Source organism: Rosenbergiella australiborealis (assembly GCF_018494035.1).
GTDB classification, from domain to species: domain Bacteria; phylum Pseudomonadota; class Gammaproteobacteria; order Enterobacterales; family Enterobacteriaceae; genus Rosenbergiella; species Rosenbergiella australiborealis.
Map to the genome: position 1 here is coordinate 14,190 of NZ_JABBFO010000014.1, position 12,398 is coordinate 26,587.

The window sequence follows — 12,398 nt, forward strand, 5'->3', positions numbered from 1 at the left end:
AGAGCTAGGGCTCTCATCATCATACGTTAAGGCTTAGCTAAATAACTCAGCACCGATGTAGCTCCCTTCTTTTGCTGCAGGAGGCACAAAAAACAGCGCACTGCCTATATGTGAAATATATTCATTAAGCGCATCCGATGCCCCTAACTTACGCTGCAACTGTTCAAAGTGGGCAGGATCATTTTGATAACTGATAAACAGGAGTCCAGCATCCAATTGCCCATACTGATTTAGGCCATCGGTGTAGTTATATGAGCGGCGTAGAATGCGAACACCTTGGTTATTTTCGTGCGCGGCTAACCGAATATGTGCCGTTGCCGGTATCACTAATTCCCCGTCAGGGTTCTTTTTATGAAAATCAGGGGTATCAAATTCATGCGTTCCTGACAGCGGCGCGCCGGAGAGCTTATGGCGTCCAAAGATATTGTTTTGGTCGCTAACACGATCCGTATCCCAGTTCTCAATATTCATTTTAATCTTACGTACAACCTGGTAACTCCCGTAGTGTTCCCAAGCCGGGCCTTGTTGAACCCAAACGTGTTGATCAAAGTCTGATTTTTCCACCAAATTACGGGTACCATCTTTAAAACCAAACAAATTACGTGGCGTTTCTTCACCTTTACCGGCGGAAGCTCGTCCAAAGCCCATCACTGTCCAGCGGGTCTGCGCTGCGCCAAGGGTTTTGGCGATACGCGCCAACACGCGAATAGCATGGTAGGCGACTTGCGGATCATCGGCACAGGCTTGTAACGAGAGATCACCGCCACTTAACTCAGGCTGAAGGTTGTCGCTAGGTAATGCTGATAAGGGGCGTAAATGAGTCGGGCACTTAGCTTTAAGACCGTAGGTATCAGTAAATATCGAGGGACCAAGGCCAATAGTCACCGTTAATGAAGAGGGATCTAACCCCACGGCCTCACCGGTATCTGTGCCAACACTCCCATTGCGTGAGGGTTCTACTGTACCTACCGTTGCCCCTTGTACCAGTTGGGCAATTGCCGCTGACCAGCGAGCGAGCAATATTTGCAGCGTTTGCGCGGTAGGTGTCGTCATATCAAACGTCATATACATAATATGACGTTGCGGCGGGGTGGTGATCCCCGATTGTCCTTGGTCACCATAAAATGGCCACTGATGGGAGAGAATGATATTGTCTTTATCATTCTCTTCCTGAGTCGACGCGAAGGCAGGGGTCAGCGCAGGGATCGTTAGCGCGCTCGCTAACGATCCTTTTAACATATTACGGCGTGAAACCCTACCACGGGAAAACAGTGATTTATCGTGAAGACTCATGGTTTAAGCTCCGGCGTGGGTCGCCACTTTTTCGGCAATGTGCGATAACGGCTCTTGCAGTGCTTGAATCGCACGACTTAATTTCGCCGCATTTTCTGCTTTCAATGCACTGGTGTAGGGACGGTATCCGCCTAGGCTTTGACTGTCACGGTATTGATCCAATAGCTTACGTACCGCGGTGAATTGCTCACTCACTTGTTGAGTTAAGGTCGGGTCAATTTTCTCAAGTCCAGGTTGTAGATAGGCGAATGCTTGCATCGCACCTTCGACATTACCGGCAAAATCAACCAAATCAATATGACTGTAGGCTTCCTCTTCGCCATTAATTTTTGTGTTTTGCACTTCTTCAAGTAAATCGGCAGCCCCATTCGCTAAATCTTCAGGCTTATAGGTCAGACCTTTAACCTGTTTATTTAATTCGGCGATGTGGATCACTAGCCCTTTTGCCGTTTGTTGGGTTTGCTTGTCAATTTTTCCCTTTTCAAACAAGTCACGTTCAATGGCATGGAAGCCGTGCCAGCCTACCGCAGGATCGAGGTTTGATGCACGCATATCGATCAGATAATCCAAGTTACCGGCATTATCCGTCGCTTTGTAGCCCGGTAACAGAAAACCGTCTACGTCTGATTCAATACGTTCATAGTAAGGACGAGCTTGTGCGTAAGCGATTTTTGCTTGCTCAAGTTGACCGGCGTCGATTGCCGTTTGTAACGCGGTAACTGCGGTAACCATTCCGGCGACAGTGCTTTCAACGTAGCGTCCATAGCCGTCTGTACCTTGTTTAAGGAGTGCACTAATACTGTCCGTAGAGTGGGCATTTTTTTGACCGGTGACGGTAAAATCAATAAGTTCTTTTGCAGCACCAGGGCAGTAGATCTGATAGTGTCCACCGTCTAAATTTAGCGTAAATTTTACCGCCGGTAAGCCTGGAGCAAGGTTCTCTTTTTCACCTAAAATTCTATCGTTATTAAGCAGTTCTATTTCAGTAATTGCCGTCGCTGTTTTATTCACAATATTAAAGGTGACAGGGCCGGCATTGACGCTCTTTTGGTCAACCTGACACTGACCGCCTTGATCGCCAACTAGCGTCACATTAACTTGTGTGACTCCGGTGGTCGGTGCTGCGTTAACCGTGTTTGCGGCGAGTAGCAGTACGGCTAAAGTGCTTAATTTCATTGCGTGATGGCGAACTTTCTGCATCTTCATCATGATCGTTATCTCGTTAAAGTTGTAGAGTAATTTTCTACGGTGTTCTTTTTATTACGTAAGCTGAGCAACAAACAACCGAGGCTGATGACTATCAGGACGATAGGCAATTTATGCTGAATAAAATCGATAACTGTTTCTTCACTTCGATAGTTGGCTAAGGTTTCAGTGAGCTGTTGTTGCCATTGCTGGCTAGGTTGCCACGGACAGCCGATAGCGTCAGGCGGCAAAGTGACATTCAGCAAACGCGGTGATGGTAAGCCACTGCCACTTAGCGCTAAGATGCTGTGTGGGGTGGCTGCGGCCGCGATGATCTGCCCGTCTTGCAGCGTAAGGGCTATCTGACAGCTCAGTTGCCATTGACTTTGATACGGACCTGGGTGTTGTTGTGGATGAAGCCCTGGTGGTATGCGGTGGTGATAAAGCTCAGCGACTTGATCGAGCGTTAATTCAGCCGGTGCCGCTTGCCACACTACATTACTGTTCAGTGATAGATCCGTTACCGCGGGGTCTTGTGCTGAGGAGGGGAGTGGAATTAATTGCGGCGGTTGACCACTCAGCATTAACGCGATCCCACTTTCTTGACGTACAAGCTCACCGATCGGTTGTTCGCCAGTCCCATTTTGAGCGACGACCAACGGTAGATGAGTCGGTAAAGTGAGTACCGGCGTAGAGAAACCTCTCGCACAGAACAGTGCGCCGACTAGCATAACGATGCTTAGAGATTGATATAAACGACGTGCGAGTGTTGGGCTGGGTTTGTAGCGTTCAGGCCAACTCAGCAGTAGGGTAAAGAAGCCCAGATACCCCATCCATCCGATCACTTCAATACGGCGTGGGTCGGTAGGAATTCCCAATACACCACTGATCAGCGCCGCTCGAATTGAACCGGGGGGCACTAGCCAGTCAAGATTGAGTAATTTCTGTTGACCAATGAGCAGCCAGCCTGCTTCGTGTGCGCTACGCAGTGCTGAGACAACGAGACCGGCAGCCACTAAAATCAGAAAAATACCGGTTATTCTAAAGAAACGTCCTAGATTAAGACGCACACCCCCACGGTAAATTCCCCAGCCAATGATCAGCGCCAATAGAAGACCGACTAGGGCACCGATGGCTGCCCAAATAGTGGATTGTGCAGCGGAAAAGGTGGCGAGAAGAAAGACACTGGTTTCAAACCCTTCTTTTAATACCGCGAGAAATGCCATCATTGGTAGCGCCCAGTGGCTCGAACGGCTGAGTGCCGCAGAGGCCTCGTTTTCCAATTCACGGCGCAACTGCGGCGCGTGTTGCTGCATCCAGATGATCATGCTACTGACGAAGACAATAGCAATAGCACCGATGATCGCTTCCATGGCTTCTTGTTGTGCTTGTGGGAGCGCACGTTCGGTAAGACTCAAGCCGATACCGACCAGTGCGGACAATAACACAGCGCTACTCACGCCCCACCACATGGGCGCTAACGCTTGCTGATTTTTTCGTAAAAACGTCGCGATGATACTTACGATTAGAACGGCTTCTAACCCTTCTCGTAGCGCGATGACCAAGGTTGCTAGCACGGTCACTATCTCTGAGTAAAATAATGTAAATAGGAATGGTTAGTAATATCATTTCTATTTATTGCTGTAAAAGGATTCTCATCGATTCATAGATCTTTCTTATAGTTTTAAATGTATCAGAATATTTCAACAAATAGGGAAGAAAAAGGGGGGAGTGGGGAAGTCAGTAAAGGGGGCATTGTGCTTGAGAATCTTTATTAAACTGGTATTTATCAACATATTGATTCTTATACTAAAATAACAATAACTTTGTGTCGATAAAACGGCTATAAGCTGTGATTCTGGTCTGTTCGGTGTTTTGGCAATGTACTACCGTTTAGCTATCTCTATCACAAAAATGTCATTTTAAAGTGATAACTGTAATAAGTGTTGATTTGTTCTATAGTTATTAGACATGATGTGACTGCAATAACATCATGTATCATACCAACCATTGGGAGATCGCGCATGAGACAACCTAGGTCAGGGGATCACAGTGTTGACCGTGTTGCTATTCAGTTTATGGGATCGAACTCTCGTCTCTATTCACCAACCGTAATGTACTCGTCTGTACTGTTTTCTTGCTACAGTTTATGTCAACGATTTCTATTCTTAGGCAGTAAGGCTCATAAGGAAGCTAACCTCTAAAGTGTTCAACTATACGTCGCCAATAGGCTAACGATAACTGAAACCAACAGTAAGGTGCCATCATGGGAAGACAAAAAGCAGTAGTGAAAGCACGTCGTGAAGCAAAACGCGTTCTTCGTAGTGATGCGCGGAGCCACCGCTCCCGCGAAGAGGAATCAGTCTCTTCTCTCGTTCATATGAGTGGTCTTGATGCTATCGGTATGGCACGTGACGTGCGCGATCGCCAACCTATCGTCGCCCGTAATGACTCACAATCCCTTTACTTACAAGCAATAAAATCCAAATCGTTGATTTTTGCTACGGGCGAAGCGGGATGTGGTAAAACATGGATCAGTGCTGCAAAAGCCGCAGAAGCTCTGATTAATAAAGATATTGAACGAATTATTGTGACCCGTCCGGTGCTGCAAGCTGATGAAGATTTAGGTTTTCTGCCTGGTGATATTTCTGAAAAATTTGCCCCTTATTTCCGCCCCGTTTACGACGTTTTAGTCAAACGCTTGGGCTCATCCTTCATGCACTATTGCCTGCGGCCTGAGATTGCAAAGGTTGAAATTGCGCCTTTCGCTTATATGCGTGGCCGGACGTTTGAAAATGCCTTTGTGATCCTTGACGAAGCACAAAACGTGACGGCCTCACAGATGAAAATGTTCCTCACTCGTCTAGGCGAGAATGTTACGGTTATTGTTAACGGTGATATTACGCAATGTGATCTTCCTGCGGGCGTAAAATCTGGTCTCGCTGACGCAATGCAGCGTTTTTCTGATGATGATGTCGTGAGTGTGATCCGTTTTGGGGCTGAGGATTGTGTGCGTTCTGAACTTTGTCAACGAACGCTCCTCGCTTACCAATAGTGGTGTCGTAAAACCGCCTGAGCGTGAAGTGGTCCCGTAAGGGTATTTCACAACAAGGCGGTTTTTTATTGCTATCACTATTTGATAGAGAAAGGTACTTATTGATATAAGCAAAAACGGTAAATGAGGTAATACCCAGATGCATAGACCTTTATACTTAACTAGAACCTTGCCTAGGTAGAAAAAGAATAAAATATTGAGGATGATGGCTATAGCCGTGAACGGTATCTCACTATTTTCACCTAAGGTCGTGCAGCGATTAATGGTCTATCGCAATAATCCGTTTATCTTGGTGTGCGTTGGCCTCTGTTGCAGAACCTAAGAGGCCAACACATTTATTCACCGAGGACTTGTTGAATGCATGATTTAAAGATACGAACCCCGATAGCTAAGGCATCGCGGTCAAAATGCATATCAGGATGATGTAGACCGGGTGTCAGATTCGCGCCCAGTCCCCAAAAACCGCCTTTAATTTGTGGACAAAGACGTAGGTAATGAAAAAAGTCTTCGCTACCGGGAGTTGCCTTCGCGGGCAGTAATGCCTGTTCGCCTAGCTGAGAAATAATGGCTTGACGTATAATATCGGTGGCATCTTCATCGATAATTGCGGCAGGCATCTCTTTCAGAATAGCAATCTCCACATTTGCGCCTAGTGCTGCGGCACTACCTTCTAGTGCTGCGGTCACTTTCTCTTTTAATTCAGTCATAGGCGCGTTCTCTGCAGAACGGAGATCCCAGCATACTCGCGCTTCTGAAGGAATAGAGTTAGTCACTCCTGCATCACAGAGAAAGCGTGTAGCTTTAGCGCTAAAGGTCAGAGAAGGTGACAGATGAATGCTGTTGACCGCCTGAACAGCTTGTACTGCAGCATCTAATGCGTTAATCCCTAAATGCGGACGGGCGGCGTGTGCCGCTTTTCCCGTAAAGATAGCTTCCACCGTTGCAGAGGCAGAATAATACATTGCCGCCACCGCTTGACCCATCGGGCATTCTTCTATTGGGCGTAGATGAAATCCCAATAACATATCAACGCCATCTAGCGCACCGCCTTCTACCATTTCAATCGCACCGGCGCCCAGTTCTTCAGCGGGTTGAAACAATATTCTCAGCTTTCCTTTTCGGACTACTCCTTCACGGATGGTTTCTTCTGCCGCCGTTAAGACCACAGATGAATGTCCATCATGTCCGCATGTATGGCGTGCGATATGCTGACCGTTGATAATATGTCCGAGTGCATCCATGTCGGCTCTTAACGCTAACACCGGGCCAGGATGGCCGCTATCGAGTTCCGCAATAATACCCGTCGTTCCATTAATATTGCGCTTAACGTCAAAACCTGCTGCTTCTAAGGCCGAGGCGATATAATGAGACGTTTTGAATTCTTTGAAGCCAAGTTCTGGGATTTCATGCAAAACATTAAAATGTTCTAAGGTTCGTGACATATTTCACTCCTTGAGAGGTTATTCGGCTTAAGTCGAGATATAACAGAACTGATATTTGGACCGCTTTAGGCGATAAAGCGCATTACCAACATAGCGATTACGGCATTAATCACGCTTGTCGCCATCAGTAAGGGCCAATATTTTTTTGGGACATCCGCAACACCAAGTAGTCGCCCCATGTATTGTAATTGTGCCCCCATAAGGAAAATGGCTGGGATAAGAATAGTAATCTGCGTTGGATCTAGCGTCCCTTTAGTTAATAAGCTGACCGCGACGCCGGTGCCTGCTGACGAAGAGAGCCAAGCAGTCAGTAAAACGGTCACGGCTTCACCAGGTAGGCCAAATATACTCATTAATGGTGCAAAAAGATGACCAATAAACTGCATGATCCCCAGCAAATTCAGTATCTCGGCAATGACATATGCCATCACCACATTTGGCATTAAATTATTAATGGCAATATTGAACCCTTTGCGGGCACCGATAACAAAAATATCAAACGGATTGGTGGGGGTTGGGAGTGGGTTACTCATGGATAAAATCCTTCTTGTAGACAGTATGTAAGACGACACGGACGATTCCCGCTCCGACAAACTTCAATACAAACATCAGCAGTAATGGAACGATAAGTGGGGTGGTTAAGGAGGCAAATAATGCAGAACCGATGGCAAAATAATTATTAATCAAGCCAGCTCCAGAATATTGCCAAGCCCCCATTATCACCACATGCTTACGGGTGATTCTTTTACTGTCATACAGCTCTTTACTCAATGCCGCACCAGCATCGGTACTCTGTAAATCGGTGATCAATGCCAATCCGGTATATCCGGGTAATCCCAGTAGTGGTTTAAGTAGAGGTGTTAATAATTTGTGTGCAGCCCGGATTGCACCATAATGGGTAAATATTTCGAGTAAACCGAGGGCCAGCATAACGGTAGGGATTAGCGATAGTGCAAAGAGAAAGCCAGCCTTCGCACCTATACCACCACTGCCGATAAACGTTTCTGAAGCACCGGTTTTTAAGGTACCAAAGGCACCGCCCAGAGTAGTGAAATCGAAGGCGCCTAGCCACGGCATCCCTTTGACATTAAAAAATAGGCCAGAAAACACCAGTAATACAGCGAGTAATGCGATCCATGCACCGGGTGTTACCCGTAGAGAAGTTTCATCCTTGTCCGACCTGTGCTGAGTGGAGTGTTGATTCATTATTATTCTCTTTATTATTTAATTACGTGAATTAATGGTTGTTAAAAGATTAAAATTTGGTATCTCCTTATTGTAATGAAAATAATGTTCAGGATTTATACCCGGTAAAATACAGGAATTAAAATAAGTAAATGATATACAAACTATTACCAGTATTAATGTTCGCTATAACCTTTATATGGGTAATTAATATCCCTGACTATAAAGATACGCATTATTAGGGTGCGCTTTGCGCTATTTTGGTGCGAATCGTTACTTTATTTAAAATGTTAGTTGTTATTTATTTAATTTGATTATCTGAGAAGGTTATAAAAATATAAATATTATTTTATTAATGATATTGTTGCTTTCTAGTCAACAGTTAGGCGTAAATGGTATGCAGGCGTTTCATGAAAAACCGATGAGTTATTTGTACGAAGTGGGGATTCATGGCGGCATTCGTCGGGCGGCAGATATTCTCGGTATTAATCCGTCGGTGATCAGCCGTCAAATAGCGTTGATGGAACGTGAATTACAACTCCCGTTATTGGAACGTCGTGGGAGATCTGTTGTATTGACCGAGGCCGGTCGTCTATTAGCCGATGATTATGCTGATAGCCGTCAACGCCGTCTTAAACTTGAAGGGTATTTAAAAGATTTACGTCATATGCAGGGAGGAACTGTTTCGATCCATATCGGCGGCGGTTTTGTAAGTACCCTCATTCACGATATTGTGTCCCGCTTTTCACTGGCCTATCCACAGGTATTTGTCGAAATCACTGTCGCTAATATGCAAGAGATGTTAAATGCAGTGATCCACGGTGAGACTGATATGGCAGTGGCTTTTGGGGCAATAGGTAACCCTGAAGTTAAACGCTATAGTTTTACACGAGGTCCGGTGTGTGCGGTGATGTCCCCGCAGCATCCACTGAGCAGTGAGACAGCGGTGAGTATTCCCACTCTTGCCAAGCAACGGCTTATTGCGCTGAGTGACCAGTTTGGTCTACAACGATATATGAATGAAATGTTCCGCAGTCACGGTTTAGTTTTCACTCCGGCTTATCGTTGTAATTTATTTTCGACAGCGATGGAGCTGAGTGTTGCCGGTCTGGGGATTTCGTGTATGACAGCCAGTGCCGCGAGTTCAATGATTGCTACAGGACAACTTGTGGCGATTCCTATAAACCATAAAATAGCGAATGAATCGCAGTGTCATTTACTGCGTAACTCTGACCGACGGTTTACTCCGGCAGCGCAGCATTTGTGGCAGTTGTTACGTCATACTTTTAATGATCAATCCCGTTGAACGGCCAATTGTACGGTAAGCTATGCGCCGATATAGGGGGTGTCGGATAACCGATCCCTAATTTAGTAGGATTAAAAATACGTATAGTGCGTTATCTCACCCAAGGCAGGTCACTATAACGAGTAGTATAAGCGGGTGATAATTTTTCCCGTTTCATCGCCCAATGTTTTTCAATGCCTTGACCGGCAAACCAAATCGAGCCCTTACCACTTTGGTTAATCCCATCGACGACATGCATTAGCGCCTCGCTATTGGCGCGAGGCGCGAGTGGATCGAAAAGATTAAGCTGCGCAACGCCCTGTTGAAAAAAATCGCCAAGGATAATACCGGCTTTCATATAACGTGGTCCATCGCGCCATATCTGTTCTAGCAAACAAAGCGCGAGTTGGACGATATCGCGCGTATCTTGCGAAGGGGTGAATAGCTGTCCTGTTAGCTGATTGGCGTAAAAGGTCTCTCCAATAGCATGAGGGCTGGTGCGGATAAATACCCCGACCTGACGACAAAACTGTTTTTCAAGCCGTAATTTTTCTGCAGCACGCACCGCATAACTACAGACGGCTTCGCGCATATGTGCGTAGTCGGTGATTCGCTGCGAAAACGATCGGGAACAGAGGATCTGTTGCTTGACGGGGGCGAACTCCTCTAAGGCAAGACACGGCTCGCCACGTAATTCGCGCACGGTACGTTCGACGATTACCGAGAAGGTCTTACGGATAAAGCGAGTATCTTGTTTTGCGAGGTCGGCGGCGGTATTGATGCCGAGTTGTTGCAGCTTTTTGCTCAGTCTCCGTCCAATTCCCCACACTTCGTCAACCGGGACGAGGGGGAGTAATTTTTGTTGACGGAGAGGGGAGGAGAGGTCGACGACACCGTTAGTTTTTAGCCATTTTTTTGCCGCATAGTTAGCTAATTTGGCGAGTGTTTTGGTTGGAGCGATCCCAACCCCCACCACTAGGTGAGCTTCTTGCTTGATTCTCTGACGGATCTGTTGACCATAGTCTTCCAGTGAGCAGTAATTCTGCATACCGCTAAGATTTAAAAACGCTTCATCAATCGAGTAGATTTCGATATCGGGCGCCATCTCTTCCAAGAGCGTCATAACACGATGGCTCATGTCGGCATACAACGTATAGTTAGAGCTAAAGATATTTATACGTTGTGCAAAGGCCTGCTGACTTAACTTAAAATAAGGTTCGCCCATCCGCACATTGAGGGCCTTTGCCTCCGCAGAACGTGCAATGACGCACCCATCATTATTACTTAGCACCACGACTGGCTTACCACGAAGATCAGGCCGGAAAATAGTCTCACAGGAGGCGTAGAAAGCGTTAACATCCACTAAGGCAAACATTAGGCACCCAGTGTTTTAATCACATGCTTAACGACACCAAAAATTTCAAAGTGATCAGCATCTTCGATAGGGATGGCGGCATAAGCACTATTTAACGGTAGCAGGTGGAGGGTAGGGTGTAGCATAAGCTGTTTAACGGTAAATTCACCGCCTAGCGCCGCGACAATAATATCACCGTGTTTAGCCGTTAATGCACTGTCCACGACCAGCATATCGCCTTCCGTAATACCGGCATCAATCATTGAGTCGCCGCTCACTTTGACAAAATAGGTGGCACTTGGATGGCGGATCAGCAATTGATTAAGGTCGATGCGTTGCTCAACATAGTCAAGGGCGGGTGATGGGAAGCCACAAGGAATGCGACTCATAAACAACGGCAGTTCAAGGCAGGTGTGTATCGGTACAGGCTGATAACATTGCATCGTTATTTCTCAGATTAATACTGTAAATATATACAGTATCTGTATTTTGCCGATTATCGCAAGAAAGAAAAAATCAATTTTAAATAACAGCATGATTTTAAAGTGATTTTATATTATTAGGCTATCGATAGGTGGATAATAAGATAAAAAAAAACCCCAATGCTAAGCATTGGGGTTCTGCTATTAACGTTTTGGATAACGCTAATATGTTTAGACAAAGAGTAAAAAGTTATTTGTCTAAAGAATATGGCGGTGAGGGAGGGATTCGAACCCTCGATACGTTGCCGTATACACACTTTCCAGGCGTGCTCCTTCAGCCACTCGGACACCTCACCAAATTGTTTGTCAGCCTTTACCGTGCTAACGGGGCGCTACTATAGGGAGTCACCCCGTAACGGTCAAGCACTATTTTAGGCTTTTTATCTATCTGCTCAAGAGCTGAGCGACTTGCGGTGGCATCATGCGCTTTCGGTTCAATCCTTAACCCGATCAGCGAATTTCTTACGTAACTTTTGTAATTTAGGAGGAATAACCGCCATACAAAAGCCATTGTTTTCACCGACGCGATCCCAATAATTCTGGTGATACTCTTCAGCCGGATACCACTCGGTAAAGGCTTCTATCGTAGTCACAATCGGCTGTGCATGATCCTGCTGGGCGCGTTCGATCGCCTGCTCTGCTGAGCGCTGCTGTGACGCGTTTAAGGGAAAAATCGCTGAGCGGTATTGCGTACCAATATCATTACCTTGACGATTAAGCTGAGTCGGATCATGCGTGGCAAAGCTCACATCAAGCAAATCATCATAACTGATTAATTGAGGATCAAAACCGATACGGATTGCTTCCGCATGACCGGTTGTCCCACTGCATACTTGTTCATAAGTCGGGTGTGCTGAAGCACCGCCGGTATAACCACTTTCGACGGATAAAACACCTTTCAAACTTTGGAATACGGCTTCTGTGCACCAAAAACAGCCGCCTGCAATAATCGCATAGTCAGTTGCCATGTTGTCCTCATTGTTATCATCAATTTTTTACCACCATAGAGTAGCCGAATGTGGAACAGCTGACTATGAACAGATTGTGCAGTACGGTGTATCGTGCAGAATTATTTAAGTAACTTTCTGATTCGTCCGGCAATTACAAAGTTTGAGTC

At 46.0% G+C, this 12,398-nt stretch carries 11 protein-coding genes and 1 tRNA gene; 2 read left to right on the forward strand and 10 right to left on the reverse strand.

The window, feature by feature from the left end:
• Positions 1-33 precede the first annotated feature (33 nt).
• The 3 genes from efeB to efeU are packed head-to-tail and all read right to left on the reverse strand — an operon-like array spanning position 34 to position 4,055.
• Positions 34-1,293 (reverse strand): iron uptake transporter deferrochelatase/peroxidase subunit, encoded by a 1,260-nt coding sequence (gene efeB / locus HGT73_RS12760; protein WP_214215619.1) that lies wholly within the window; start codon positions 1,291-1,293, stop codon positions 34-36.
• Positions 1,294-1,296: 3 nt separating this feature from the next.
• Positions 1,297-2,502, reverse strand: a complete 1,206-nt coding sequence (gene efeO / locus HGT73_RS12765) for an iron uptake system protein EfeO (protein WP_214215621.1) — start codon at positions 2,500-2,502, stop codon at positions 1,297-1,299.
• Positions 2,503-2,507: 5 nt separating this feature from the next.
• A complete protein-coding gene (gene efeU, locus HGT73_RS12770; protein ID WP_214215623.1) occupies positions 2,508-4,055 on the reverse strand; it encodes an iron uptake transporter permease EfeU in 1,548 nt (515 codons plus the stop codon).
• A gap of 689 nt (positions 4,056-4,744) precedes the next feature.
• Between efeU and phoH the strand changes: the two genes are divergently transcribed.
• Positions 4,745-5,533, forward strand: coding sequence for a phosphate starvation-inducible protein PhoH (gene phoH / locus HGT73_RS12775; protein ID WP_214215625.1), 789 nt, complete (start codon positions 4,745-4,747; stop codon positions 5,531-5,533).
• Between the two features lie 335 nt (positions 5,534-5,868).
• On the opposite strand, the gene HGT73_RS12780 is transcribed toward phoH, so the two are convergent.
• The 3 genes from HGT73_RS12780 to HGT73_RS12790 all read right to left on the reverse strand — a co-directional run bounded on the left by HGT73_RS12780 (position 5,869) and on the right by HGT73_RS12790 (position 8,181).
• Positions 5,869-6,975 carry an amidohydrolase gene (locus tag HGT73_RS12780; RefSeq protein ID WP_214215626.1) on the reverse strand — a complete coding sequence of 369 codons (1,107 nt, stop codon included), beginning with the start codon at positions 6,973-6,975 and terminating at the stop codon, positions 5,869-5,871.
• 65 nt (positions 6,976-7,040) lie between these two features.
• The gene (locus HGT73_RS12785) at positions 7,041-7,508 is read right to left on the reverse strand and encodes a YjiG family protein (RefSeq protein WP_214215628.1); all 468 of its coding nucleotides are present in this window, start codon (positions 7,506-7,508) and stop codon (positions 7,041-7,043) included.
• On the reverse strand, positions 7,501-8,181 hold the full coding sequence (locus HGT73_RS12790; RefSeq protein WP_214215630.1) for a nucleoside recognition domain-containing protein: 681 nt from the start codon (positions 8,179-8,181) through the stop codon (positions 7,501-7,503). The genes HGT73_RS12785 and HGT73_RS12790 overlap by 8 nt, the downstream gene beginning before the upstream one ends.
• 400 nt (positions 8,182-8,581) lie before the next feature.
• Between HGT73_RS12790 and HGT73_RS12795 the strand changes: the two genes are divergently transcribed.
• Entirely contained in the window at positions 8,582-9,466 is an 885-nt protein-coding gene (locus HGT73_RS12795) for a LysR family transcriptional regulator (RefSeq protein ID WP_214215674.1), read from the forward strand.
• A gap of 91 nt (positions 9,467-9,557) precedes the next feature.
• Here HGT73_RS12795 and umuC read toward each other — a convergent pair whose 3' ends face one another.
• From umuC to msrA, 4 genes are all read right to left on the reverse strand, one after another.
• Complete coding sequence (umuC, locus tag HGT73_RS12800; RefSeq protein WP_214215632.1) at positions 9,558-10,820, reverse strand: translesion error-prone DNA polymerase V subunit UmuC; 1,263 nt, start codon at positions 10,818-10,820, stop codon at positions 9,558-9,560.
• Positions 10,820-11,242, reverse strand: coding sequence for a translesion error-prone DNA polymerase V autoproteolytic subunit (gene umuD / locus HGT73_RS12805; RefSeq protein WP_214215634.1), 423 nt, complete (start codon positions 11,240-11,242; stop codon positions 10,820-10,822). The genes umuC and umuD overlap by 1 nt, the downstream gene beginning before the upstream one ends.
• Before the next feature lie 247 nt (positions 11,243-11,489).
• Positions 11,490-11,577, reverse strand: a tRNA-Ser gene (locus HGT73_RS12810).
• A gap of 138 nt (positions 11,578-11,715) precedes the next feature.
• On the reverse strand, positions 11,716-12,249 hold the full coding sequence (gene msrA, locus HGT73_RS12815; RefSeq protein WP_214215635.1) for a peptide-methionine (S)-S-oxide reductase MsrA: 534 nt from the start codon (positions 12,247-12,249) through the stop codon (positions 11,716-11,718).
• Between the last annotated feature and the right edge of the window lie 149 nt (positions 12,250-12,398).